At 73.0% G+C, this 26,149-nt stretch carries 19 protein-coding genes and 1 pseudogene; 12 read left to right on the top strand and 8 right to left on the bottom strand.

The window, feature by feature from the left end:
• Position 1 precedes the first annotated feature (1 nt).
• From IF19_RS0100835 to IF19_RS0100820, 4 genes are all read left to right on the top strand, one after another.
• On the top strand, positions 2–601 hold the full coding sequence (locus IF19_RS0100835) for a (2Fe-2S)-binding protein (RefSeq protein ID WP_030116512.1): 600 nt from the start codon (positions 2–4) through the stop codon (positions 599–601).
• A complete protein-coding gene (locus IF19_RS0100830) occupies positions 598–3,015 on the top strand; it encodes a xanthine dehydrogenase family protein molybdopterin-binding subunit (RefSeq protein WP_030116513.1) in 2,418 nt (805 codons plus the stop codon). The genes IF19_RS0100835 and IF19_RS0100830 overlap by 4 nt, the downstream gene beginning before the upstream one ends.
• 364 nt (positions 3,016–3,379) lie before the next feature.
• Positions 3,380–4,837 (top strand): NCS2 family permease, encoded by a 1,458-nt coding sequence (locus IF19_RS0100825; RefSeq protein ID WP_030116514.1) that lies wholly within the window; start codon positions 3,380–3,382, stop codon positions 4,835–4,837.
• A 40-nt stretch (positions 4,838–4,877) separates the two neighbouring features.
• A complete protein-coding gene (locus tag IF19_RS0100820) occupies positions 4,878–6,020 on the top strand; it encodes an XdhC family protein (protein WP_030187599.1) in 1,143 nt (380 codons plus the stop codon).
• A gap of 28 nt (positions 6,021–6,048) precedes the next feature.
• Here IF19_RS0100820 and IF19_RS0100815 read toward each other — a convergent pair whose 3' ends face one another.
• The 3 genes and pseudogenes from IF19_RS0100815 to IF19_RS1000000135800 all read right to left on the bottom strand — a co-directional run.
• Positions 6,049–7,602 (bottom strand): peptidoglycan-binding protein, encoded by a 1,554-nt coding sequence (locus IF19_RS0100815; RefSeq protein ID WP_030118750.1) that lies wholly within the window; start codon positions 7,600–7,602, stop codon positions 6,049–6,051.
• 251 nt (positions 7,603–7,853) lie between these two features.
• Entirely contained in the window at positions 7,854–8,585 is a 732-nt protein-coding gene (locus IF19_RS0100810; protein WP_030118751.1) for a nitroreductase family protein, read from the bottom strand.
• 129 nt (positions 8,586–8,714) lie between these two features.
• A pseudogene (locus IF19_RS1000000135800) lies at positions 8,715–9,158 on the bottom strand (nitroreductase family deazaflavin-dependent oxidoreductase); the annotation flags it as partial.
• Positions 9,159–9,647: 489 nt separating this feature from the next.
• On the opposite strand from IF19_RS1000000135800, the gene IF19_RS0100805 reads away from it, so the two are divergent.
• The 3 genes from IF19_RS0100805 (at position 9,648) to IF19_RS0100795 (ending at position 12,079) form a co-directional block, all read left to right on the top strand.
• Positions 9,648–9,854: an acyl carrier protein gene (locus IF19_RS0100805; protein WP_030118752.1), complete on the top strand. Its 207-nt coding sequence runs from the start codon at positions 9,648–9,650 to the stop codon at positions 9,852–9,854.
• Positions 9,851–11,113 (top strand): beta-ketoacyl-[acyl-carrier-protein] synthase family protein, encoded by a 1,263-nt coding sequence (locus tag IF19_RS0100800; protein ID WP_030118753.1) that lies wholly within the window; start codon positions 9,851–9,853, stop codon positions 11,111–11,113. The genes IF19_RS0100805 and IF19_RS0100800 overlap by 4 nt, the downstream gene beginning before the upstream one ends.
• Positions 11,114–11,179: 66 nt before the next feature.
• Positions 11,180–12,079, top strand: coding sequence for an alpha/beta fold hydrolase (locus tag IF19_RS0100795; RefSeq protein WP_030277374.1), 900 nt, complete (start codon positions 11,180–11,182; stop codon positions 12,077–12,079).
• A gap of 202 nt (positions 12,080–12,281) precedes the next feature.
• On the opposite strand, the gene IF19_RS0100790 is transcribed toward IF19_RS0100795, so the two are convergent.
• From IF19_RS0100790 to IF19_RS0100780, 3 genes are all read right to left on the bottom strand, one after another.
• Positions 12,282–14,699: an endonuclease/exonuclease/phosphatase family protein gene (locus IF19_RS0100790; protein WP_030119899.1), complete on the bottom strand. Its 2,418-nt coding sequence runs from the start codon at positions 14,697–14,699 to the stop codon at positions 12,282–12,284.
• Positions 14,700–14,956: 257 nt separating this feature from the next.
• Complete coding sequence (locus IF19_RS0100785) at positions 14,957–16,039, bottom strand: glycoside hydrolase family 5 protein (protein ID WP_030118757.1); 1,083 nt, start codon at positions 16,037–16,039, stop codon at positions 14,957–14,959.
• Positions 16,040–16,214: 175 nt separating this feature from the next.
• Positions 16,215–16,610 carry a VOC family protein gene (locus tag IF19_RS0100780; RefSeq protein ID WP_030118758.1) on the bottom strand — a complete coding sequence of 132 codons (396 nt, stop codon included), beginning with the start codon at positions 16,608–16,610 and terminating at the stop codon, positions 16,215–16,217.
• A 129-nt stretch (positions 16,611–16,739) separates the two neighbouring features.
• On the opposite strand from IF19_RS0100780, the gene IF19_RS0100775 reads away from it, so the two are divergent.
• Both IF19_RS0100775 and IF19_RS0100770 read left to right on the top strand, forming a co-directional pair.
• A complete protein-coding gene (locus IF19_RS0100775; RefSeq protein WP_030118759.1) occupies positions 16,740–18,239 on the top strand; it encodes an MFS transporter in 1,500 nt (499 codons plus the stop codon).
• Positions 18,236–19,279 (top strand): glutathione S-transferase family protein, encoded by a 1,044-nt coding sequence (locus IF19_RS0100770; RefSeq protein WP_030118760.1) that lies wholly within the window; start codon positions 18,236–18,238, stop codon positions 19,277–19,279. The genes IF19_RS0100775 and IF19_RS0100770 overlap by 4 nt, the downstream gene beginning before the upstream one ends.
• 85 nt (positions 19,280–19,364) lie before the next feature.
• Here IF19_RS0100770 and IF19_RS0100765 read toward each other — a convergent pair whose 3' ends face one another.
• A complete protein-coding gene (locus IF19_RS0100765) occupies positions 19,365–20,234 on the bottom strand; it encodes a DMT family transporter (RefSeq protein WP_030118761.1) in 870 nt (289 codons plus the stop codon).
• A gap of 258 nt (positions 20,235–20,492) precedes the next feature.
• On the opposite strand from IF19_RS0100765, the gene IF19_RS0100760 reads away from it, so the two are divergent.
• The gene (locus tag IF19_RS0100760; protein WP_030119902.1) at positions 20,493–21,650 is read left to right on the top strand and encodes a winged helix DNA-binding domain-containing protein; all 1,158 of its coding nucleotides are present in this window, start codon (positions 20,493–20,495) and stop codon (positions 21,648–21,650) included.
• Between the two features lie 145 nt (positions 21,651–21,795).
• Here IF19_RS0100760 and IF19_RS0100755 read toward each other — a convergent pair whose 3' ends face one another.
• Positions 21,796–22,611 carry a response regulator transcription factor gene (locus IF19_RS0100755; protein WP_202479427.1) on the bottom strand — a complete coding sequence of 272 codons (816 nt, stop codon included), beginning with the start codon at positions 22,609–22,611 and terminating at the stop codon, positions 21,796–21,798.
• A 155-nt stretch (positions 22,612–22,766) separates the two neighbouring features.
• On the opposite strand from IF19_RS0100755, the gene IF19_RS0100750 reads away from it, so the two are divergent.
• Positions 22,767–24,443 carry an AMP-binding protein gene (locus tag IF19_RS0100750; protein WP_030118764.1) on the top strand — a complete coding sequence of 559 codons (1,677 nt, stop codon included), beginning with the start codon at positions 22,767–22,769 and terminating at the stop codon, positions 24,441–24,443.
• Positions 24,440–26,047 carry an AMP-binding protein gene (locus IF19_RS0100745; RefSeq protein ID WP_030118765.1) on the top strand — a complete coding sequence of 536 codons (1,608 nt, stop codon included), beginning with the start codon at positions 24,440–24,442 and terminating at the stop codon, positions 26,045–26,047. The genes IF19_RS0100750 and IF19_RS0100745 overlap by 4 nt, the downstream gene beginning before the upstream one ends.
• Positions 26,048–26,149 lie beyond the last annotated feature (102 nt).

The raw sequence follows: 26,149 nt of genomic DNA, 5'->3' as shown, positions 1-26,149 counted from the left end.
CATGCGAGTCAATTTCACGGTCAACGGCCGTCAGCAGGAAGCCGACGACGTGTGGGAGGGCGAGTCCCTCCTCTACGTCCTGCGGGAGCGCATGGGCCTGCCCGGCTCCAAGAACGCCTGCGAGCAGGGCGAGTGCGGTTCCTGCACCGTCCGCCTGGACGGCGTCCCGGTCTGCGCGTGCCTGGTGGCCGCCGGACAGGTCGAGGGCCGCGAGGTCGTCACCGTCGAGGGCCTGGCCGACTACGCCAGGCACCGCGAGGACGCCCACCCGGGCGGCGGCTGCGCCTCCGGCGCCTGCGGCACCTCCCTGGACTCCGCCAAGCGCTGGCAGGCCAGGCCCACCGACGGCCGGACCGGCGAGGCCGGCGAACTGGCCCCGATCCAGCAGGCGTTCATCGACGCCGGCGCCGTCCAGTGCGGCTTCTGCACCCCCGGCCTGCTGGTCGCCGCCGACGAACTGCTGGAGAACAGCCCCTCCCCGTCCGACCAGGACATCCGCGAGGCGCTCTCCGGCAACCTCTGCCGGTGCACCGGCTACGAGAAGATCCTCGACGCGGTCCGCCTCGCGGCCGCCCGCCAGGGAGAGGCGGCCCGGTCATGACGACGACGCCCCAGGCCCGGAACGTACCGGCCGGAACACCCACCAAGATCACTCAGGGGTCGCCCACCAAGGGCGGCATCGGCGAGTCCACGCTCCGCCCCGACGGCACCCTCAAGGTCACCGGGGAGTTCGCGTACTCCTCCGACATGTGGCACGAGGACATGCTGTGGGGCCAGACGCTGCGCTCCACCGTCGCCCACGCGGAGATCGTCTCCATCGACACCTCCGAGGCGCTCGCCACCTCCGGCGTCTACGCCGTGCTGACCTACGACGACCTGCCGGCCGAGATGAAGAACTACGGTCTGGAGATCCAGGACACCCCGGTCCTCGCCCACGGCCGGGTCCGCCACCACGGCGAACCGGTCGCCCTCGTGGCCGCCGACCACCCGGAGACCGCACGCCGCGCCGCCGCGAAGATCAGGATCGAGTACCGCGAGCTGCCCGTCATCACCGACGAGGCGTCCGCCACCGCGCCCGACGCCGTCCTCGTCCACGAGAACCGCGACGACCACCACATCGGCCACGTCCCGCACCCCAACATCGTGCACCGCCAGCCGATCATCCGCGGCGACGCCGACAAGGCCGCCGAGCGCGCCGACGTCATCGTCACCGGCGAGTACACCTTCGGCATGCAGGACCAGGCGTTCCTCGGCCCCGAGTCCGGCCTCGCCGTGCCCTCCGAGGACGGCGGCGTCGAACTGTACGTCGCCACCCAGTGGCTGCACTCCGACCTCAAGCAGATCGCCCCCGTCCTCGGCCTCCCCGAGGACAAGGTCCGCATGACGCTCTCCGGCGTCGGCGGGGCCTTCGGCGGCCGCGAGGACATCTCGATGCAGATCCACGCCTGCCTGCTGGCGCTCCGCACCGGCAAGCCCGTCAAGATCGTCTACAACCGGTTCGAGTCCTTCTTCGGACACGTCCACCGGCACCCGGCGAAGCTCCACTACGAGCACGGCGCCACCAAGGACGGCAAGCTCACGCACATGAAGTGCCGCATCGTCCTGGACGGCGGGGCCTACGCCTCCGCCTCCCCGGCCGTCGTCGGCAACGCCTCCTCGCTCTCGGTCGGCCCGTACAGGATCGAGGACGTCGACATCGAGGCGATCGCCCTCTACACCAACAACCCGCCCTGCGGCGCGATGCGCGGCTTCGGCGCGGTCCAGGCATGCTTCGCCTACGAGGCGCAGATGGACAAGCTCGCCGCGAAGCTCGACATGGACCCGGTCGAGTTCCGGCAGCTCAACGCCATGGAACAGGGCACCCTCCTGCCCACCGGCCAGCCCTGCGACTCGCCGGCCCCGGTCGCCGAACTGCTGCGCCGGGTCAAGGCCCGCCCGATGCCGCCCGAGCAGGAGTGGCTCACGGCCGGCAGCGACGGCACCTCCGTCGACGTCCGCGCCCTGCCCGGCGGCCTCTCCAACACCACCCACGGCGAAGGCGTCGTGCGGGGCGTCGGCTACGCGGTCGGCCTGAAGAACGTCGGCTTCTCCGAGGGCTTCGACGACTACTCCACCGCCCGCGTCCGGATGGAGGTCATCAACGGCGAGCCGGTCGCCACCGTGCACACCGCGATGGCCGAGGTCGGCCAGGGCGGCGTCACCGTGCACGCCCAGATCGCCCGGACCGAACTCGGCGTCAACCAGGTCACCATCCACCCCGCCGACACCCGCGTCGGCTCCGCCGGTTCCACCTCCGCCTCCCGCCAGACGTACGTCACCGGCGGCGCGGTCAAGAACTCCTGCGAAGCCGTACGGGAACAGGTCCTGGAGATCGGCCGGCGCAAGTTCGGCACCTACCACCCGGCCTGGGCCACCGCCGAACTCCTCCTGGAGGGCGGCAAGGTCGTCACCGACGGCGGCGAGGTCCTCGCGGACCTGGCCGACGTGCTGGAGGACGAGGCCATCGACATCGAGCTGGAGTGGCGCCACCGGCCCACCGAGGCGTTCGACCTCCGGACCGGACAGGGCAACGGTCACGTCCAGTACTCCTTCGCCGCCCACCGCGCGGTCGTCGAGGTAGACACCGAGCTCGGCCTGGTCAAGGTCATCGAACTGGCCTGCGCCCAGGACGTCGGCAAGGCGCTCAACCCGCTCTCCGTCCTCGGCCAGATCCAGGGCGGCACGCTCCAGGGCATGGGCGTCGCGGTGATGGAGGAGATCATCGTCGACCCGAAGACCGCGAAGGTGCGCAACCCGTCCTTCACGGACTACCTGCTCCCCACCATCCTCGACACGCCGACGATCCCGGTCGACGTGCTCGAACTCGCCGACGAGCACGCCCCGTACGGGCTGCGCGGCATCGGCGAGGCCCCCACCCTGTCGTCCACCCCGGCCGTCCTCGCGGCGATCCGGAACGCGACGGGACTGGCGCTCGACAGGACCCCGGTGCGGCCCGAACACCTCACCAGCACCTGAGCGTCCGCCGGGCGGGCCCCCACCGGCCGCCCGCCCGGCGGTTTCGAGCAGCCCCCGCCGGATGTCCGGCCCACCCGAGCCGGACACCCCCGAACCCTCCGGGCGGTGCGCGACGCCGAGAACGTCACACTTTTCCGCACCCCGCACCGCCCGGAGCCACCGAGTACCGCACCGCTCGCGGTTCCTCACCGCCGCGCCACCGCGCACGGCACGCCTCACGGATCATCCGTGCCTCCGGCACATCCGTTCTGCCTCAACCGTCCGTCCCGGCCGTCCCCGGGTCGTGCAGCCGTCGCAGACATCCCAAATCCCGCATTCAGGAATCTCCGGCGGGTGCCCCTGTGAACCTTGGGAGTCAGGCATCATGACCCAGCAGTCAGTGGAACCGAAGACCAGTCCGGAGGAGGCGGGCCCCGGCTCGCGCGTCCCCGCCGGAAGATCATGGCTCGACCGGTACTTCCACATATCCGAACGAGGATCGACCGTCGCGCGCGAACTGCGCGGCGGCGTCACGACCTTCATGGCCATGGCGTACATCCTCCTGCTCAACCCGCTGATCCTCGGCGGACCGGACGTCGACAAGAACCTCCTCAGCCAGCCCGGCCTGATCACCGCGACCGCGCTCGCCGCCGCCGCCACGACCCTGCTCATGGGCTTCGTCGGCAAGGTGCCGCTCGCCCTCGCCGCCGGGCTCAGCGTCTCCGGGGTGCTCGCCTCGCAGGTCGCGCCCAACATGACCTGGCCGCAGGCCATGGGCATGTGCGTCATCTACGGTGTGGTGATCTGCCTCCTGGTGGTCACCGGCCTCCGCGAGATGATCATGAACGCGATCCCGCTCGCGCTCAAGCACGGCATCACCATGGGCATCGGGCTCTTCATCGCCCTCATCGGCCTCTACAAGGCCGGCTTCGTCCACCAGGGCAAGGCCACCCCGGTCTCCCTCGGCCCCGCCGGTGAACTCGCCGGCTGGCCCGTCCTCATCTTCTGCGTCACCCTGCTGCTCATCTTCATGCTCCAGGCGCGCAACATCCCCGGCGCGATCCTGATCGGCATCGTCGTCGGCACCGTGGTCGCCGTCGTGCTCAACGCGGTCGCCGACATCGACCCCAAGGCGTGGAGCAGCGGCCCGCCGGAGCTGGCGGGCGGCGCGGTCTCCGCCCCCGACTTCTCGCTCTTCGGGAACGTCGAGTTCGGCGGCTGGGGCGACGTCGGCGTGATGACGGTCGGCATGATCGTCTTCACCCTGGTGCTGGCGGGCTTCTTCGACGCGATGGCCACCATCATCGGCGTCGGCACCGAGGCCAAGCTCGCCGACGACAAGGGCCGCATGCCGGGCCTGTCCAAGGCGCTCTTCATCGACGGCGCCGGCGGTGTCATCGGCGGCGTCGCCTCCGGCTCCGGCCAGACCGTCTTCGTCGAGTCGGCCACGGGCGTCGGCGAGGGAGCCCGGACCGGGCTCGCCTCCGTCGTCACCGGCCTCTTCTTCGCCGCCTGCCTCTTCTTCACCCCGCTCACCGCGATCGTCCCGACCGAGGTGGCCTCCGCCGCCCTCGTCGTCATCGGCGCGATGATGATGCAGAACGCCCGGCACGTGGACTGGGGCGACCGCTCGGTCGCCATCCCGGTCTTCCTGACCGTGGTCCTGATGCCCTTCACGTACACCATCACCACCGGTGTCGCCGCGGGCGTCATCTCGTACAGCGCCATCAAGCTCGCCCAGGGCCGGGCCCGCGAGGTCGGGGCCTTCATGTGGGGGCTGACGGTGATCTTCATCGTCTTCTTCGCCCTCAACCCGATCGAGAGCTGGCTGGGCGTCCACTGACGCGCCCGCCCGCCCCCTTCACCCTCCGAGGAGACACGCCATGCTGGACATCGCCGAAGAGCTGCACCGGTGGGTCTCGCAGGGACGCGAGTTCGCCGTCGCCACCGTGGTGGCGGTCGGCGGCAGCGCGCCCCGGCAGCCCGGCGCCGCGCTCGCCGTCGACCGCGACGGCACGGCCGTCGGGTCGGTCTCCGGCGGCTGTGTGGAGGGGGCGGTGTACGAGCTGTGCCGCCAGGCCCTGGACGACGGGCGATCCGTCCGCGAACGGTTCGGCTACAGCGACGAGGACGCCTTCGCGGTCGGCCTGACCTGCGGCGGCGTCATCGACATCCTGGTGACACCGGTCCGGGCGGACGACCCCGCCCGGCCGGTGTTCGCCGCCGCGCTCGCGGCCGCCGCCGAGGGGACGGCGGCCGCCCTGGCCCGCGTCACCGACGGCCCCGACGACCTGCTCGGCCTCCCGCTCCTGGTCCGCCCCGACGGCGGTCACGAGGGCGGGCTCGGCGGCCACCCGGCGCTCGACCGGACCGCCGCCGCCGAGGCCCGCGCCCTGCTCGACGCCGGGCGCACCGGACCGCTCGCCATCGGCGCGGAGGGCTCGCGCTGCGGGCGGCCGATCGAGCTGCTGGTCGAGTCCAGCGTGCCGCCGCCGCGCATGATCGTCTTCGGCGCCATCGACTTCGCCTCCGCCCTCGTCCGGGCCGGGAAGTTCCTCGGCTACCGGGTCACCGTCTGCGACGCCCGCCCGGTCTTCGCCACCGCGGCCCGCTTCCCCGAGGCCGACGAGATCGTCGTCGACTGGCCCCACCGCTACCTCGCCGGGACCGGCACCGACGCCCGCACCGTGCTCTGCGTCCTCACCCACGACGCCAAGTTCGACATCCCCCTCCTGGAGGCCGCCCTGCGCCTCCCGGTCGCGTACGTCGGCGCGATGGGCTCGCGCCGCACCCACCTGGACCGTGAGGACCGGCTGCGCGAGGTCGGCCTCACCGACCGCGAACTGGCCCGGCTGCACTCGCCGATCGGCCTCGACCTCGGCGCCCGCACCCCGGAGGAGACGGCCCTGTCCATCGCCGCCGAGATCGTCGCGGTCCGGCGCGGCGGCAGCGGCGTACCCCTCACCGGGGCCCACACCCCCATCCACCACGACGGCGGCGGCCACCTCCTCACGTCGGTGGCCTGATCCGTCCCTCCGGGGTCCCGGGCCGTGGTCACGTGCCGCTCTGCAGAGCCCTCCAGGTGGCCGGGCCGACCTGGCCGTCGACGGAGAGCTTGCGGGACGTCTGGTAGCTGCGTACCGCCGTCTCCGTGGCCGGGCCGAAGCTGCCGTCCGCGTTGACCGTGGTGCCGAGCGCCGCCGTCAGCGCCCGCTGGAGCCGCTTCACCGCGTCGCCCGACGCGCCCTTGGCCAGGGCCGGGGTGGTCCCGGCGGAGAGCAGGGCCGTCCAGGTCTTCGGGCCGACCGTGCCGTCGGCCTCCAGCGAGCGGGCCCGCTGGAACGCCTGTACCGCGCTCTTCGTGGTGGGCCCGAAGCTGCCGTCCGCCGCGCCCGCCTCGTATCCCTGGGCGGTGAGCAGCGTCTGGACCGCCTTGACCTGCGGGCCGGTGGAGCCGGACTTCTGCGTCGTGTACGAGGAGAACGTCAGCCCGTCGCCGCCGGGGGCCGGGTCGCCGTCGATCAGCCGCATGTAGTGGTTCCAGTCCCAGTTGGGGCCGGGGTCCGTGTGGGTGGCGCCGGGTGCCTCGCTGTGCCCGATGATGTGCGACCGGTTCTTCGGGATGCCGTAGCGCGCCGCGAGGTGCTTGGTCAGGGCGGCGGACGAACGGTACATCGCCTCCGTGTACCAGGCCGGGTTGTCGACGTACCCCTCGTGCTCGATCCCGACGGAGGAGGAGTTGGTGGAACCGGCGTGCCAGGCGGTGTCCTTCTCCCGGACCGACTGGGTCACCTCGCCGTCCGACGAGCGGATCGTGTAGTGCGCGCTGACCTTGGCGGACGGGTTCTGGTACCAGCTGATGGAACCGGCGTACGACCCCTGGGTCGTGTGGATGACCACCTTGTCGACGGCCGCCTTGCGCCCGACGACGTAGTTGCCGGAGTACGCGGGCACCCAGAGCGCCGAGGGGTAGTCCGTGCTCAGGACGTGCGCGTCGAAGGCCGAGAACTCGCCCTTGTCCGGGTCGACGGGGCGGGACGGCACGAGCACCTCCTCGCCGCCGGCCACGGTCGCCGAGACGCCCTGGGCGAGGAACGTGTACACCGCGTCCGCGTAGAGCACGGCGGCCGTCTTCTCGGCCTCGCTGTAGCGGGCCACCGCCGGATACCAGGCGTCCAGGTCCCGCCGCTCGGAGGCGTCCAGGCCCAGGGCGTCGGCGTGGTCGCGCAGGACGGCCGCGCCGCCGAGGATGTTGGCCGCCGTGTTCCGGCGCAGCGTCGCCGCGCTCCTCCCGGTCAGCTCGGCGGCCTTCTCCAGGGAGTGGTTGGCCGGGTTGCTCGCCAGGTGCATCACGCCGTAGCCGTTGGCCTGGCTGGGGGTGCCCGCGTGGCCGTCGAGGCGGGACTCGCCGTAGCCGACGGCGGCCAGCAGATCGCGCGGTACGCCGTACTCCCGCGCGGCTTCGGCGAAGGCGCGGTTCATCGGGTCGGCCGTGTCCGCGCGCGGGGCGGCGGTCGCGGGCTGACCGGTGGCGAGGAGGGCGGCGGCGGTGAGGGCCGCCACGGCGCAGGCGCGGGCCCGGGTGCGGGCGGCTGTGCGTCGGTGCATGAGGGCTCCTGCTCGATGGTGAGGGGGGAAGGGCGTTCGGGAAGAGAAAAGCCCTCGGGCCCGTGAGGGGCCGGAGGGACGACGAACGCGGTCAGGCTATCGATATGAGCAGGGCATGACAATGTGTGACCTGGCTGTTCGTGCTGGCAACATCCTGCAATATGTGGGGAGTTGGCGAAGGCGCTGGGCCTGTCGGGTGACGTCGAGCGTCACCCGACAGGGGAGTCGGTCCCGGTTGACGCGAACCGGTGCTACCAGCGGTCGCGGTGGATGACGTCCGCCACCGGACGCCGGCGGACGGGGCCGAAGTTGCCCGCGGGCCACCCCACCGGGATCGCCGCGAAGGTGTTCATCTCCTCGGGGATGCCCAGCTCCCGCTTCCACTCCTGCTCCAGCATCAGGTGCCAGATGGTGATGTTCGCCGCGAGCCCCAGCCCTCGGGCGGCGAGCAGCAGGTTCTGGACGCCCGGGTAGACGCAGGAGCCCTCCGCCAGCGCCTGGAAGCGCGTCTGCGTCTCCATCATGCGCTGCGTCCCCTCGGGGCCGAGCGCCCGCGCGGAGGCCGCGAGGCCCTCCTCGTCCAGGCGCGGTTCCGGGAACCGGTAGCACGGGATGATCAGCACCGGAGTGTCGGCGAAGTGGTCGCGCTGGTGCTCGATCGCCGCGACCATCCGGCCGTACGCCGCCTCGTCCATGCCCTCGGGCGCGTGCTTCCCGGTCGTCGCCAGGTACGCGTCGACGCACCGCTTCCACAGCGGGGCGAGGCGCGCCATCACCTGGCGGTCGGTCACCACCACGTACTCGTAACGCTGCATGTTGCCGCCGCTGGGCCCCCAGACGGCCGCCTGTATCAGCCGCTCGACCGTCTCGTCCGGCACCGGGTCGGCCGTGAGGCGGCGCATGGCGCGCATGGTGGACATGGTGTCGAAGAGGGCGGGGCCGCCGAGGGCGGACGGGTCGGGCAGAACCGTTTCCATGGTCATGATCGCGGAGTGTACGGCGCGCGGCAGCGCACCAGAAGGGCTCGCGGCGGCCTTACCGCCGGCATATTCGCCCCCGCTCGTCCGCCGGTGCGCGGTCGTGCGCCCCGCCGCTCCGGCGCCGCCGTCTCGGCGGCGGGTCAGCCGGATGACCGGGATGTCCCGGTCGGTGCCCGCCTGGTACTCCCCGTAGCGCGGGAACAGCTCCACCAGGCCCGGCCAGACCCGCGCCTTCTCCTCGGCGGGAAGCGTCGCCGCCACCGCCCCGAACCGCTCGGTCTCCACGCGGAGTTCGACCTCGGGGTGGGCCTGGAGGTTCAGGTACCACAGGGGCGGCCGGTCCGAGCCGCCGTTGGACGCCACGATGAGGTAGTCCTCGCCGTCCCGCCCGTACATCAGCACCGTGCGCCGCACCGCGCCGCTCCGCCGGCCCACGTAGTCCATCAGCAGGCAGGGGACGCCGAGCTGGGTGGTGCCCTTCGTGCCGCCGGACGACTCGTACAGCTCGGCCTGACGGGCGACCCAGTCGGACGGGCTCGGGGTGACCTCGGTGCTGCCGTCGTGCTCGGCCGTCATGGGCGTCTCCTTCGGTCCTGCCGTCCGGTACGGCGGTCCCTCCATCCTGGCACCCCGACGCCGCCCCGGTATTCGTACGCCTGCGCAGAAGTCCCTTCGTACGGGGGAACAGGGGCCGGGAACGCGCCCGCGAAGGCGTATAAAGGGTCCCTCCGGAGCAGCCGGCGTCCCCCGAAGGCCCCTCCCTCCCACCTCCCCCTCACCGCGCGGCAGGCGTCACCGCGTCATCGAGCCCAGGAGAGCCGCATGAGCACGTCGGAAGAGATCAGCACGCCGGAAAGCGCGCCGGAAGCCGCGCGGGGAAGCACGCCGGAGACGACGGGCGGGTCCGCGCGGGCCGGCACGTTCCCGAAGCCCGGCGCGTTCCCGGGGGCCCGTGCGTCGGCGGAGACCGGCGCCTCCCCGGCCCCCGGCACCTCCCCGCAGTCCAGCGCCTTCCCGGAGTCCGGCACGTCCCCGCAGGCGCGTACGTCGGCCGAGATCCGCACGCTGCTGGTGACGAGGTTCGGGACCGATCCGGACGCCATCCGCCCCGACATCCCGCTGCACCGGCTGCGACTGGACTCCCTCGCGCTGGAGGAGCTGCGGCTGCACATCGAGGACCGGCTGGACGTGGATCTGGAGGACGTCGCACTCACGTCGCGCGACACCGTCGGCCGGCTCGTCGAGGTCGTCCACGGGAAGGTCTCCGCATGAGCGCGGCCACCGTGCCCTACCGCCGGCCCCCGCTCGCCCCGTACGCCGCGGCCGTCACCGGCGTCGGCCTGGTCACCGCGGCCGGCACGGGAGCGGACGCCGCCTGGCACGGTGTCACCGAACGCCTCGCGCCCGCCGCCGGGCCCCGGCCCGAACTCGCCGGTCTGCCTTGCGACTTCTTCTACTCCGTCACCGACTGCGACCCGGGGGAGATCCTCGGGGTGGCGGCCCAGCGGCTCATGGACCGCTTCGCCCAGCTCGCCGTCATCGCCGCCCGCGAGGCCGTCGCGGACGCCGGGCTCGACCCGTCCGTCTGGGACAGCGGCCGCGTCGGCGTCGTCATCGGCTCCGCCCACGGCGGGCTCCCGTTCTACGACGAACAGCAGGCCGCCCTCACCGCGCGCGGCCCCCGCCGGGTCTCCCCGAAGCTCGCCCCGCTCAGCGTCGTCAACGGCGCGGCCAGCAGCGTCAGTCTGGACCTCGGCGTCCACGGGCCCAGCCAGGCCGTCTCCACCGCCTGCTCCTCCGGCACCGTCGCCATCGGCACCGCCCACCAGATGCTCCGCTCCGGGGCCTGCGACATCGTCATCGCCGGCGGCGCCGAATCCACCTGCACCCGCCTCCTGATCGCCAGCGCGTGCAGTCTCAAGGCCGTCTCGACCCGCCGGGACGATCCCGCCGCCGCCTGCCGCCCCTTCGACACGCACCGTGACGGCTTCGTCGTCGGGGAGGGCGCCGGGCTCCTCGTCCTCGAACACCCGGACCACGCCCGGGCCCGGGGCGCCACCGTCCGCGCCCACGTCAACGGGTACGGGGCCACCAGCGACGCGCTCTCCGCCGTCGCCCCGGACCCGGAGGGCCTCGGCATCGAACGCGCTCTGCGCGCCGCGCTCGCGGACGCCGGCCTCTCCCCGGACGACGTCGGGCACGTCAACGCGCACGGCACGTCCACCCTCTCCAACGACCTGATCGAGACGACGATGCTCCGGCGGGTCCTCGGCGAGAGCCCCCTGGTGACCTCCACCAAGGCGATGACCGGCCACACGCTCGGCGCGGCCGGCGGCATCGAGACCGCGCTCACCGTCCTCGCCCTCCAGCACCAACGCGTCCCGCCCACCGTCAATCTGGACGCCCCCGACCCGGAGATCCCGATCGACGTGGTCGCCAAGGAGGCCAGGTCCGCCGCCTTCGACTGCGCCGTCAAGACCTCGCTCGGCTTCGGCGGCCACAACGCGGCACTCGTCCTCACCCGCGCCTGACGGAGCGGGCTCACGGGCCGGCCTGAGGACCGGACATGACAGAACAGAAGGGAACGCGGCGCACCCATGCCCGAGGAGATCATCCGGCCCCTGTCGGTCGACGGAGTACGGTTCAGCTACCGCGTCCAGCCGCACTCCGGGCCCGACGGCGTCCCGGCCACCGAACCGGCGCTGATCATCGGCGGCGCGCTGCAGGGCATGTTCGGCTGGCCGCAGATGGACGACCACCTCGGCGACGCCGCCGACGTGGTCACCGCCGACCTTCCCGGCATGGGCACCGCCGACCCGCTGCCGCCCGGGCCCAGCGCCGACCTGCTGCGTCGCACCGTCCTCGCCGTCGCGGACGACCTCGGCGCCCCGCGGCTCAACGTGTTCGGCTTCTCCTACGGCACCGCCATCGCCTTCGGGTTCGCCCGCCGCCATCCCGAGCGGGTCGCGCGCCTGGCGCTCGGCGGCGTGCCGGTGCACATCGACGCGGCCCAGGTCGACTGCTGGGAGCGGGCCCGGCGGCAGCTCGCCGCCGGGGACCGCGAGGGGTTCGCCGCGACGGCGGCCGACGCCCTGATGTGCCTGGACCCGGAACGGCCCGTCCATCGACGGGAATTGGCGCGGCGCTATGTGCGGCGCTCCTTCCTGCACGCGCTCACCCACTCCCCGCACGCGGCGGACTCCCTCCACCGGGCGCTCGCCGACCGGCCCGACTTCTCCGGGGGGCTCACCGGCGTACCGGCGCTCGTGTTCGCCGGGGAGCACGACACGGTGACCTCGCCCGCCCGGCAGCGGGAGTTCGCCGCGACCATCGAGGGCAGCCGGTTCCTCACGATCGAGGAGTCCGACCACTGGGTGGTGCTGGAGCGCGCCGAGGAGGTGGCCGAGCTGATCGCCGGGTTCTTCACCGGCCGCCGGCCGGCGGCCGGCGTCGTCACGCTGCCGCGCCAGGCGGGCGCCCGGGCGGGCCGGACCTGAGGCACGCCGGGCCGGAGAGGCGGGCGCGGCCTGCCGGTCCGGACAGGCGTCCGGACCTGAGGCGCTCAGGCCCGGACGCACCTGCGGTACGCCGGTCCAGACGGCCCCGTGACCTGCCGGTCCGGCCGGACGGCCGAGGGCGGTCCGGAACAGCCCTGCGGGGGCGTACCGGAGACCGGCCCGCCCCCGCAGGGACCGCGCTCTACCAGAACCAGGGCCAGAGGCCGCCGACCTTGATCCGCACCACCTGCGGGTCGTGGTCGCTCGCCTGGTCGGCGAACTCGGCGTTGATGTGCACCACGTCGTAGTCGAGGCGGCGGATCCCCGGGCTCGTCAGGATGTGGTCCAGCGTCTGCGAGTTGCCGTCGAAGACGTAGCTGTACCGCTCGGACTCGGGCAGCGTCGTGATCAGCGGCTTGAGCGCCCGGTCCTTCGTCAGCGCCTTCATCGTCGGGGAGAACTCGAAGTCGTTGAAGTCGCCCAGCGCGACGACGCGCGCCGACTTGTCGGCCTTCAGCAGCGAGGCGACGAACGTGTTCACCTCGGCGGCCTGCTGGATCCGCTTCGTCTCCGAGGACCGCGTCGGCTCCTGGAAGCGGCCGTGCAGCGGCTGGTCGCCGCCCTTGGACGCGAAGTGGTTGCCGATGACGAAGACGGGCTCGCCCCGGAAGACGAACTCGCCCACCAGCGGCTTGCGGCTGTCCGCCCACGCCGGGCTCGCCGGGTTGATCCGGCCCGGGGACGCGGAGAGCTTGACACCCTTCCAGGTGTCGACGGCCCGCACCGGGGTGGTGGCGTCGCCGCCCGGCCGGTCGGTGAACGAGACGCGCTTCGGGTTGTACAGGAAGACGTTGCGGATGTTGCCGCCGGGCTCGCCGCCGTCCTTGTTGTTCTCGGGGGCGATGTAGCGCCAGGCGTAGCGCGGACCGCCCTGGGCGACGACCGCGTCCGTGAACCGCTTCAGCGTCGCCTCGGAGTCGGTCGTGCCGTCGTTGACCGCGCCGTTGTCGTCCTGGATCTCCTCCAGCGAGACGATGTCGGGGGAGGAGAGGTTGACCGCGACGCCCGCGGCGAGGGTGTCGAACTTGGCCTGGTCGTCGCCCGCGTCGAGGTTCTCCACGTTGTACGTGGCGACCGCCAGCTCGTCCTTCCGCTGCTTCCGGGTCACCTCGCGCCGCAGCTTGTTGTCGACGATTGTGCCCAGCTCGGTGGCCTGGACGTTGTAGCCGCCGTAGCTCGCGTAGTCGAGGACGCCGGTGGTGCGGCCCTTGAGCATGTCCCCGACGTTGGCCGCCGGGACGGGGCGGGCCGGGTCCAGCGACATGACCTTGAGCCGGCCGGTGTTCTGGTCCTCGTACGAGGCGTAGAGCGTGCCGCCGCGCCGGGTCGGGTTCTCCCGCGGCTTCACGGTCACCCAGATCTCGTCGTACGCGGTCGTCGCGCCGGTCACCCGGGTGTCGGCGAACGTGACCCGGGAGCCCTCCAGCGTCTCGTACAGGTCCAGCGCGTACCGGGCCGGGTCCAGCGTGAGCGCGTCGATCGACCCGCCGTCCGCCGAGGGCACGTAACGGGCGGGCACCGAGCGGGCGTCGAGCACGACCGGGGCGGGCAGCGCGTTGCCGGAGGAGAGCACGGTGGTGCGGGGCGCGGTGATCTGGGTGAGCGACTGGGTGCCGGTGCCCGGGTAGTACTCCGCGACCTTGCCGCTGACCAGGACGGAGTCCCCGACCTTGACGGTCGGCGCGGCGGAACCGGTGTAGACGAACAGGCCCTCGCCCGTGCGCGGGTCGTCGTCCGGCGCTGCGTCCTGGATCCAGAAGCCGCGCGACCCGCCGGCCCGTACGCCGGTGACGACGCCCGGGACGCCGGTCACCGCGGTGCCGTCGAGCGGGGAGACCCGGGTGGTGCCCTGGATGTCGTGGATGCGGACGTCGCCGGGCTCGGTGGGTCCGGGCTCCTCCGGGGGCTGCCCGCCGCCGGACGTCTCGCCCTTGGTGTTGACCGGGGTGGGGGCGCCCGCGGCGAGGTCGGCGGCGTTGTCGTCGGTGTCGGCGAGCGAGGCGGCGCGCGCGACGGAGGCGGTGGCCGAGGCGCCGGGAACCGGGCCGCTGCCCTCGCGGACGACCGCGGAGCCGTAGCCGACCAGGTCCACGATCCGGGTGTCGGCCGCGCAGTCCGCCGCCGACTTGCAGGTGAGCGGGGTGGTCCCGGAGACCAGGGCGACGGTGCCGCTGCCCGCCGCCATGGCGATGGTGCCGGTGGCGTCGGCGGTGGGCAGGGCGACGGTGCCGCCCGTGCCCGCGGCCTGGGCGACGAGGTACCGGCCGCCGGGGGCGATCGACCCGGTCAGGGCGGAGACCTGCCACTGCGATCCGGCCGAGGGGCTGCCCGGCAGGTACTGGACGCTGAGGCCCCCGACCTCGAAGGGCGCGGAGCCGGCGTTGGCCAGCTCGACGAAGTCCCGGGTCAGCGTCGCGCCGGAGTTGCCCCCGCCGCCGTACACCTCGGAGATGACGGCGGTGGCGGACGGCGCCGCGTGGGCGGCGGGCAGGGCGGTCACGGCGAGCGCGGCGGCGACGGCGCCGGTCAGCAGGACCGAACCGGATCTGTGTATCTGCACGGGAGGTGCCCCCAACTGAGTAGTAGGGGCAAAAACTATGCGCGTAGAACCGGGTATGACAAGGCGTCGAAGGTTAATTCCGGGCGCACTCGGAGTGAGCGGCGCGGCAACGCGCCCGGCGCGACCCAGAGAAGGGGCGTGCGCCGGGCGCGTCGGTGGGCTCCCGGTCCCGGTCGGGCGCGATCGGGACCGGCCGCCGGCGGATGCTCCCGGAGCCGGAGCCGGTCACCGGCGGACGCTCCCGGGACCGGGGTAGGTCACTGGCGGATGCGCTCGCGGATCCAGACCCCGGCCTCCTTGAGGACCCCGGTGCCCGTCCAGGTGGAGCCGTCGCAGGTGCCGGTCTTGAAGACGGCGCCCGAGCGGTGGTCGTCGGAGTAGTTCCAGTTGGTCCAGGAGATCTTCTTGCGCTTCATCAGGTCGAGGTAGCGCTGCGACATGGTGAAGTCGTTGGCCCCCTCGCCCGCGTAGTCCTGCGTGCCGAACTCGGTGACGAACACCGGGAGTTTGTCGGAGGCCCGGTCCAGCGTCTTCAGGTACTCGTCGCGGTGCGAGGCCGCGTAGAAGTGGAAGGTGTACATGATGTTCGAGGCGCGGACCGGATTGTTCACGACCTCCGACTCGTTCGCCCCCTCGGACACCCCGAACGAGGACCAGGCGCGCGTCCCGACCAGCACGACGGCGTCGGAGTCCTCGGCGCGGATCACCGGGATGATCTTCTCGGCGTACGACTTGACGGCCGACCAGCTCACCCCCGACGGCTCGTTGGCGATCTCGTAGAGCACCCCCGGGTGGTTCTTGTACTTCTTCGCCATCGCGGTGAAGAAGGTCTTCGCCCGCGACAGGTTGGCGTTCGGGTCGCCCGGGTCGAGCATGTGCCAGTCGATCACCGCGTACATGCCGCGGGCGTGCGCCGCGTCGACGAACTTCTGCGCGCGGGCGGTGAATCCGGCCGGGTCGGTCTCGTACCCGTCCTCCTGCACGTAGGTGGAGACGCGCAGCACGTCGGCCCGCCAGTCCTTGGCGAGGGCGTCGAGGGAGCCGCCGGTGACGCACTGGGCGTACCACTGGGTGCCGTGCGTGCTCATCCCGTTCAGGGCGACCGGCTGGCCGGAGGCGTTGCAGAGCTGGCGGCCGCACACGGACAGTTGGCCGTTGGCGGCGAGCGGGGTGGCGGCGGCGGGAGCGGCCGGGGCCGGGGCGGCGCCCGCCCGGACGGGGGTCATGAGGGCGGTGGCGACGCCGAGTGCGGACGCGGCGGCGATCAGGGCCTTGCGCGCCAGACGGCGGCGACCGGTGGGGGACGCGGAGCCGGTGGGGGGAGTGGTGCGCTGGTGCATGGTGGTGCTCCCTTCGGAGGGGGTGGGAGGCGCCATGTCGGCAGCATCGAAAGTAAAGGTTCCTTCCCATTGCCGCAACGGTGTTGGGAAACTTTCCTGTCTATTAACTCGCGTGGCGGAAGGGCCCGTTGGGACCCTTCCGCCACGCGCCCCTCCGAAGGCGGGCCGGCGCCGCTCAGTCCTCCTGCAACGGGTAGACCGCGAGCGTGAACGAGTGGCCCGCCGGGTCCGCGTACGTCCGTACGTCACGCGGCCCGCTGTTGCTCTCGCCGGTGTCCACGGGCCGGGCCCCGAGCGATATCGCCTCCCGCTCCGCCTCGTCGATGTCCGCACGGGACACCAGGATCCGCAGGTGCGCCTGCTGGGAGTCCTCCGGGCGGGGCCAGCTCGGCGGGGCGTAGCCGTGGTCGCGGCGGATCGCGAGCCGCACGCCGTCGTTGCCGACGATCTCCACGAAATCGGGGTCGGTGCCGATCCGGGTCTCCGCGGCAAAGAGACCGGCGTAGAACTCGGCCAGCTCCATGGGCTCGGCACAGTCAAGGACGAGGACGCTCGTTTTCTCCACAGTCATGCGGGAACCCATACCCCCGCCGGAGACGGACACGCCGCACCGGGACCGGGCCGGGAAACCGGAATCCGGGCCACCGGCGCGGCCGCGTCCCGGATGAGGAAACGGCCCACCACCCCTAAGGTGCGAACCATGGCACGGAGCGCGGCGCACACCGGCCCGACCGGGGGCGACGCCGCCCCGGACGGCCCCGACCCCCGGCGTTGGCGGGCACTCGCCGTCTGCCTGGTGGCGGGGTTCATGACCCTGCTCGACGTCTCCATCGTCAATGTGGCCCTGCCCTCCATCAGAGCGGGGCTGCACACCCCGGAGTCCGATCTCCAGTGGGTGCTCTCCGGCTACGCCCTCGCCTTCGGCCTCTTCCTCATCCCCGCCGGGCGCCTGGGCGACGCGCGGGGCCGCCGGGCCGTCTTCATGGCCGGGCTCGCCCTGTTCACCCTGGCCTCCGCCGCCTGCGGAGCCGCCCAGTCCAGCCTGTGGCTGGTGATCGCCCGTCTGGTCCAGGGCATCGCGGGCGGTCTGATCTCCCCGCAGATCTCCGCCCTGATCCAGCAGATGTTCTCCGGCCGCGAGCGCGGCCGCGCCTTCGGCATGTTCGGCACCGTCGTCGGCATCTCCACCGCCGTCGGCCCGCTGCTCGGCGGACTGCTCATCCAGGCCGCGGGCCCGGACCACGGCTGGCGCTGGGTCTTCTACGTCAACCTCCCGCTCGGCGTCGTCTGCCTCCTGCTCGCCCGCCGGCTGCTGCCCGACACCCCGTCCGCCGGGCGGGTGCGGCCGCGCGACCTGGACCCGGTGGGCGTCGCCCTGCTCGGGACCGGGGTGCTGGCGCTGCTGCTGCCCTTCGTCCAGGCCCAGCAGTGGCCCGGCAACGGCAAGTGGCTCCTGCTCGTCCTGGCCGCCGCGCTGCTCGGCGCCTTCGTCGCCTGGGAGGCGCGCTGCACGGGCGGGCGCGTCCACCCGGTCCTGGACCTCGCCCTGTTCCGGCTGCGCTCCTACTGGCTGGGCTGCCTGCTGATCCTGCTCTACTTCGCCGGGTTCACCTCGATCTTCTTCATCACGACGCTCTACCTCCAGTCCGGCCTGGGCTACTCCGCCCTCCAGGCCGGACTCGCCATCACCCCGTTCGCCCTCGGCTCCGGCGCCGCGGCGTCCATCGGCGGCCGGCTCGTCGGCCGCTTCGGCCGCCCGCTGGTGGTGGCGGGCCTGGCCATGGTCGCCCTCGGCCTCGGCGGCACCGCGCTCGCCGTCCACCTGGTCCCCGGCACCGGGGCGGGCTGGGCCATGGCCGCCCCGCTGCTCCTCGCCGGCCTCGGCAGCGGTCTGGTCATCGCCCCGAACCAGACCCTGACCCTCGCCGAGGTGCCGGTGGACCGGGCCGGCAGCGCCGGGGGCACCCTCCAGACGGGCCAGCGGGTCGGCTCGGCGGTCGGGATCGCCGCCGTCGGCTCGGTGTTCTTCGCCCAGGTCGGCCCGGACGGCTGGGCCGACGCCTACGACCACGGGCTCATCGTCTCCGTCGCCTTCGTACTGGCCGGGCTGATCGTCGCCCTGGCCGACGTGGGCGCCGACCGGCGGGGCAGACGACGCACGACGGACCGGACGACCGACGCACCGAGGAGCACGGCATGAGCGACAGCGACACGACGACCGGCAGCGCCGGGACCGAGGGCAACGACTCCTACGGCCACAAGCCGTTCAAGCGGTCCCGCAGCCACTTCGCCGACCGGATCACCGCCGACGGCCGCGACGGATGGCCCGTCGAGGCCGGACGCTACCGCCTCGTCGTCAGCCGGGCCTGCCCCTGGGCGAGCCGCGCCCTGGTCTCCCGCCGGCTGCTGGGCCTGGAGGACGCCCTGTCGCTTGCCGTCGCCGACCCGATCCAGGACGACCGCAGCTGGCGCTTCACCCTCGACCCGGACGGCGCGGACCCGGTGCTCGGCATCCACCACCTCAGCGAGGCGTACGACGCGCGGGAGCACGGCTACCCCGGCGGCGTCAGCGTGCCCGCGATCGTGGACGTCCCCAGCGGGAAGCTGGTCACCAACGACTACCAGCAGATCACCCTCGACCTCGCCACCGAGTGGACCGCCCTGCACCGTCCCGGCGCCCCCGACCTCTACCCCGAACCGCTGCGCGCGGAGATCGACGACGTGATGGAGGGCATCTACCGGGACGTCAACAACGGCGTCTACAAGGCCGGGTTCGCCAGCTCGCAGCAGGAGTACGACGCGGCGTACGAGGCCCTGTTCGCCCGCCTCGACCAGGCCTCCGCCCGCCTCGCGGACCGGCGCTACCTGGTCGGCGACACCATCACCGAGGCCGACATCCGCTTCTTCACCACCCTGGTCCGCTTCGACCCCGTCTACCACGGCCACTTCAAGTGCAACCGGAACAAGCTGACCGAGGACCCGGTCCTGTGGGCGTACGCCCGCGACCTCTACCAGACGCCCGGGTTCGGCGACACGGTCGACTTCGACCACATCAAGCGGCACTACTACCAGGTCCACACCGGCATCAACCCGACCGGCATCGTCCCCCTCGGCCCCGACCTCTCCCGGTGGACCACCCCGCACCACCGCGCACAGCTCGGCGGACGCCCGTTCGGCGACGGCACCCCGCCCGGCCCCGTGCCGCCGGGCGAGCGCGTCCCCCCGGCCCACACGGCCTGAGGGCGGGCGCTCACCGGACAGCGGTCGGCGCGCTCACCGGGAGGCCGGACGGGGCGCCCACCGGAGCGCGCCCACCGGAGCGCGCTCACCGGGCAGTCGGCGGCGGGGCGAGCGTCCCCGCCGCCAGCGGGGTACGGGCCAGGCGGACACACCCCGCGGCGATCAGGGCCAGCGCCGCCAGCTCGGGCAGCAGCCACCAGCCGGTCCGCAGCACCTCGCCGAAGAGCGTCACCCCGTAGACGATGCTGATCAGCGCGTCGCCCAGCGTCAGCATCGGCTGCACGGCCACCAGGCTGCCCGCCTGGAGGGCGTTCTGCAGCAGGAACAGAGCCCCGACCCCGGCCGCCGCCGTCGCGTACAGCTGCCAGGACGACAGCAGCGCCGCCGCCCCGCCGTCGTCGAGCCGCGCCATCGCGTCCTTCATCAGCGCGGCCGTCAGCGCGTACCCGCACGCGGCGGCCAGCCCCAGCAGCGCCGCCCGCACGTCGCCGCGCGTCCGCAGCGCGCAGCCGATCAGCGCCGCCTCGAACAGACCGGTCAGCACCAGCGCGGGAATCCACGCCGCGCCCCGGACCGTGTCGGAGCCGCCCACCGGGTCGGCCGACGCCATCCCGAGCGCGAGCCCCACCGTCACCGCCGCTACGCCGTACCAGAGCGCCCGGTCCGCCCGGACGCGCATCACGTACCCGGCGATCAGCAGCGTGGCGGGCAGCTCGATCACGAAGATCGGCTGCACCACCGCGATCGGCCCGGTGGCCAGCGCGACCGCCTGGCAGACGGCGGCCACGATCACCAGCCCGATCCCGGCCAGCCACACCTTCTGGCGCAGCAGCCGGCCGAAGAGCGAGAGGCGCATCGCCGCGCTGTCGGGCACCCGCATCGCCGCCCGGCGCTGGAGCACCGACGCGCACCCGTTGCTGAGGGCGGTGAGGACGGCGAACAGGATGCTGATCACCGGTTCATCATGGCCGCGCGCCGCCCGGACCGCGCGGCACGGGCCCCGGCGGGCGTACGCGGCACACACGGTGGTGGTACGCGGCACACACGGTGGTGGTACGCGGCGCGCACCCCGGGTACGGCCACCGTGCGCGCTCCGGCAGGCGCGGTCCGTACGTACGCCCGCGCACGAGAGGCGTACGTTCCCGGCTCGGCCCTCACGCCGCCGCCCCCGCGCGACCACGGGCCGTCCGCGAGCCCCGGTAGCGTACGGGCCATGGCCGCGCAGACGCACCGCACCGCCGCACACCCCGCCCGCCTCACCGTCCGGGAGCTGAACCGGGCGACCCTGGAGCGCCAGCTCCTGCTGCGCCGGTCCTCCATGTCCGCGCGCGAGGCGGTCGGCCACCTCGTCGGGCTCCAGGCCCAGAACACCAAGCCCCCGTACTTCCAGCTCTACGCCCGGCTGGCCGATTTCGATCCGGCCGAGCTGTCCTCCCTGATGGAGTCACGCGAGGTCGCGCGGCTCGTCACCCTGCGCTCCACCCTCCACACCCACACGGCGGACGACGCCCTCACTCTGGGGCCCCTGGTCCGGGCGCCGCGCGACCGGGAGCTGGCGTCCTTCCGGCACGGGCTGGAGGGGGTGGACCTGGACCGGCTCGCGGCGCTGACCCAGCGGCTGGTGGAGGAGCGCCCGCGCCCGCTCAAGGAGCTGCGGGGGGAACTGCTCGCCCACTGGCCGGCCGCCGACCCCCTCGCACTCACCGTCGCCGCCCGCTGTCTGCTGCCGCTGGTCCAGGTAACCCCGCGCGGACTGTGGGGGCGCGGCGGCCAGGTCGCGCTGACCACGGTCGAGCACTGGCTCGGCCGGTCCGCCGGGCCCGCTCCCACGCTCGACACCGTCGTGACGCGCTATCTGGGCGCGTTCGGCCCCGCCTCGGTCAAGGACTTCCAGAGCTGGGCGGGGATCACCCGGACGAAGGAGGTGTTCGAACGGCTCAGGCCCCGGCTGACCACCTTCCGGGACGAGAACGGCGCCGAACTCTTCGACCTTCCCGACGCCCCGCGCCCCGACCCCGACACCCCGGCCCCACCGCGCTTCCTGCCCGAGTTCGACAACGTCCTCCTCGGCCACGCCGACCGCACCCGCGTCATCCCCGCGGTCAACAAGGGCCGCAACGGCAAGGGCAACCAGACGTACGGAAGCGTTCTGATCGACGGCTTCCTCGACGCCCTCTGGCAGGTCCGGCAGGAGCAGGACACGGCGGTCCTGACCGTCCAGCCGCTGCGGAAGCCGACCCGCGCGCAGACGGCGGAGATCACCGAGGAGGCCGCCCGGATGCTCGCCGTGATGTCGGACGCGCCGGACCACGACATCCGGTTCGGCACGTTCCTGGACTTCGGTGACCGGCCACAGACCGACCTGTCCTGAACGGGCCTCCGCGCGGTCCGAAATGCCCCCGGGAGACCGCGAACGGCCCCGGGCGCGACCCCGACGGACCGGGAAAGCGCCGAGAGGCTCAGGGCAGCGGCCCCGCGCGCCGCACTCGGAGCAGCAGCGGCCCCGCGCGCCGTGCTCAGGGCAGCAGCCCCGCGCGCCGCGCCGCCACCACCGCCTCCAGCCGAGTGTGCGCGCCCAGCTTCCGCATCGCGGACCGCAGATACCCCTTCACCGTCTCCGGCCGCAGCCCCAGCCGCTCCGCCGCCGCCGCGTTCGTCGCGCCCGCCGCCACGCAGGCCACCACGTCCACCTCGCGCGGTGCGAGCCGTACGTCACGGGCCGCCGGGGCCCGGGCCCCCGACGCCGAGGCCAACCGGCCGCACACCTCCAGGAGTTCGTCGCGCAACGCCGGGTCGAGGACCTTCGGCACCAGCGCCCGCAGCTCGCGGTGGGCCTCGCGTACGTCCTCCCAGGCGCCGGGCACCGTACCCGGGTCGCTCACCTGCTCCCGCCCCGCCGCCAGCAGCCGCCGCACCTCGTCCCGTACCGCGAGCGACTGCTCGATGTCCCGCGCCGTCGCCACCACCGCGTCGAACGTCCGGTCGCCGAGCGTGACCGGGGTGCGCATCGCCCCGTACAGCACGCCCCGCACCGTGCGCCGCACGACGACGGGGACCGCGACGACCGAGCGCAGCCCCTCCGCCGCCACCGCCGCGTCGTACTCGTGGCTGATGTGGCGCGAGGAGGCGTAGTCCGTCACCGCGCAGGGCCGCGACAGGGCGATGGCCTTGCCGCCGAGACCGCTCCCGGCGGAGATGACGAGACCCCGCAGGGCGGTGGTCTGCGTCCCGTTCAGCTCGGCGATCCGCGCGTGACGCGCGTCCGACAGGAGGCCGCCGAACACCACGGGAAGCCCGCTGGTGCGGCGCAGCCTCAACAGCGCTGCCTGCATCTCCACCGCCTCGACCGCTCCCGGCACTTCGACGTCCCTCCGCCCCGGCCCGCACGCCCCCCGGTCGGGGAGACCGGCACCCCCGTCCGGGGGTGGTGAGACCTGGGTCACTGTTTACATGATGTTAGGCGACCAGTTGGTAATGAGGAGGGCACATGTCGGCAACCAGTGCGACCGAGACGTTCCGGGAGGCCCGGGACTTCCTGCTGGAGCACCGCGAGGACTACGAGCGGGCCTACGCCGGCTTCCGATGGCCCCGGGCGGACCACTTCAACTGGGCGCTGGACTGGTTCGACGTCATCGCCGAGGGCAACGACCGCACCGCCCTGCACATCGTGGAGGAGGACGGCCGGCGCACCGAGGTCTCCTTCGCGGCGATGTCCGAACGCTCCGCGCGGGCCGCCAACTGGCTGAAGGCGCAGGGAGTTCGGGAGGGCGACCGGATCCTCGTGATGCTGGGCAACCAGGTCGAGCTGTGGGAGACCGCGCTCGCCGCGATGAAGCTGCGCGCCGTCGTCATCCCCGCCACCCCGCTGCTCGGCCCCGCCGACCTGCGCGACCGGGTGGAGCGCGGCCGGGTCCGCCATGTGCTGGTGCGGGACGCGGACACGGCGAAGTTCGACGAGGTCCCCGGCCGCTACACCCGGATCGCGGTGGGCGATGAGGTGGCGGGCTGGCGGTCGTACGCCGGCGCGGCCGAGGCGTCCGCGGTGTTCACCCCCGCCCGGGAGACCGACGCCGACGAGCCGCTGATGCTCTACTTCACCTCCGGCACCACCGCCAGCCCCAAGCTGGTCGAGCACACCCATGTGTCGTACCCCGTGGGCCACTTGGCGACGATGTACTGGATCGGCCTCCAGCCCGGCGACGTGCACCTGAACATCTCCTCGCCCGGCTGGGCCAAGCACGCCTGGTCCAACCTCTTCGCCCCCTGGACCGCCGAGGCCACCGTCTTCATCTTCAACTACACGCGTTTCGACCCGAACCGTCTCATGGCCGAGATGGACCGGTCGGGCATCACGAGCTTCTGCGCCCCGCCCACCGTCTGGCGCATGCTCATCCAGGCCGACCTCAGCCAGTTGAAGGTCCCGCCGCGCGAGGTCGTCGCGGCGGGCGAACCGCTGAACCCCGAGGTCATCGAGACGGTCCGGCGGGTGTGGGGCGTCACGATCCGGGACGGCTTCGGCCAGACGGAGACCGCCGTCCAGGTCGCCAACAGCCCCGGCCAGCTCCTCAAGACCGGCTCCATGGGCCGCCCGAGCCCCGGCTTCACCGTCGAACTCCTCGACCCGGTCACCGGGCAGCCCGGGGCGTCGGAGGGCGAGATCTCCCTCGACCTCGCCGACCGCCCCGTCGGGCTGATGACCGGCTACCACGGCGACCCGGACCGCACGGCGGAGGCGATGGCCGGCGGCTACTACCGCACCGGGGACATCGGCGCCCGCGACGAGGACGGCTACATCACCTACGTGGGCCGCGCCGACGACGTGTTCAAGGCGTCCGACTACAAGATCTCGCCGTTCGAGCTGGAGAGCGCCCTGCTGGAGCACGAGGCGGTCGCCGAGGCCGCCGTCGTGCCCGCCCCCGACCCGCTCCGCCTCGCCGTCCCGAAGGCGTACATCGTGCTGGCGGAGGGCTGGGAGCCCGGCCCGGACACCGCCAAGGTGCTCTTCGCCCACTCCCGGGCGGTCCTCGCCCCGTACAAGCGCCTGCGCAAACTGGAGTTCGCGGAGCTGCCCAAGACCGTGTCGGGCAAGATCCGCCGCATCGAACTCCGCGAACGCACGGCGCTCGGCGGCGGCGTCGAGTTCGACGAGGGGGACCTGAAGTGAGCTCGCTCTCGTACGCGCACGGCACCGGCGACACCGCCCTGCTGGGCCACACCATCGGCCGCGACCTCGACCGCGCGATCGCCGCGCACGGCGACCGCGAGGCCCTGGTCGACGTCGTCTCGGGCCGCCGCTGGACGTACGCGGAGTTCGGCGCCGACGTGGACGTGCTGGCCCGCGCCCTGATGGCGTCCGGAGTGGGGAAGGGCGACCGGGTCGGCATCTGGGCGGTCAACTGCCCCGAGTGGGTGCTCGTCCAGTACGCCACGGCCCGGATCGGGGCCGTTATGGTCACCATCAACCCCGCCTACCGCGCCCACGAGGTGGAGTTCGTCCTCAACCAGGCGGGCGTCCGCCTGCTGGTCGCCTCCCTCGCCCACCGCACCAGCGACTACCGCGCCCTGGTCGAGGAGGTCCGCGCCGACTGCCCCGCCCTGCGCGCCGTCCACTACATCGGTGACCCGTCCTGGGAGGAGCTGACCTCGGCCGCTCCCGCCGTGTCCCGGGAGCAACTGGCCGCCCGCGAGGCGGAGCTGTCCTGCGACGACCCGATCAACATCCAGTACACCTCGGGCACCACGGGCTTCCCCAAGGGCGCCACCCTCTCCCACCACAACATCCTCAACAACGGGTACTTCGTGGGGGAGACGATCGCCTACACGGAGGAGGACCGGATCTGCCTCCCGGTGCCCTTCTACCACTGCTTCGGCATGGTGATGGGCAATCTCGCGGCCACCTCGCACGGCGCGTGCGTGGTGATCCCGGGGCCGTCCTTCGAGCCCGCCGCCGTGCTGGCCGCCGTCCAGCAGGAGCGCTGCACCTCGCTCTACGGGGTGCCGACGATGTTCATCGCCGAGCTGAACCTGCCGGACTTCGCGACGTACGACCTCTCCACGCTGCGCACCGGCATCATGGCCGGATCCCCCTGCCCGGCCGAGGTGATGAAACGGGTCGTCGCCGAGATGCACATGGCCGAGGTGTCGATCTGCTACGGGATGACGGAAACCTCGCCGGTCTCCACCCAGACCCGCCGCGACGACGACCAGGAGCGCCGCACCGGCACCGTGGGCCGTGTGCTGCCGCACATCGAGATCAAGGTCGTCGACCCGGTCACCGGCGTCACGCTGCCGCGCGGCAGCGCCGGTGAACTGCGCACCCGTGGCTACAGCGTGATGCTCGGCTACTGGGACCAGCCCGAGCGCACCGCCGAAGTCGTCGACGTGGGGCGGTGGATGCACACGGGGGACCTGGCCGTGATGCGCGAGGACGGGTACGTCCAGGTGGTCGGCCGGATCAAGGACATGATCATCCGGGGCGGCGAGAACGTGTACCCGAGGGAGATCGAGGAGTTCCTCTACGGCCACCCGAAGATCGCCGACGTCCAGGTGGTCGGGGTGCCGGACGAGCGGTACGGAGAGGAGATCCTGGCCTGTGTCATCCCCCGGGACCCGGCCGATCCGCCGACCCTGGAGGAGGTGACCGCGTTCTGCCGGGAGCGGCTGGCGCACTACAAGATCCCGCGCCGCCTCCGGGTCCTCGCGGCCTTCCCGATGACGGTCAGCGGAAAGGTCCGCAAGATCGAGCTGCGCGAGACGTACGCGGAGTGAGGGGCCAGGGCCTGTCCGACAATTCCCGCCTGCGCCACTTTCGACACACGCCCCGGCCGTGCCGCGGTCCGGAGCACGGAAAAGCGGTGACCCCGTGCACGA

Source organism: Streptomyces californicus, assembly GCF_000717645.1.
GTDB lineage: Bacteria > Actinomycetota > Actinomycetes > Streptomycetales > Streptomycetaceae > Streptomyces > Streptomyces californicus.
The sequence above is the reverse complement of the archived record's forward strand: the minus strand, read 5'-3'. Positions and strand labels throughout refer to the sequence as shown.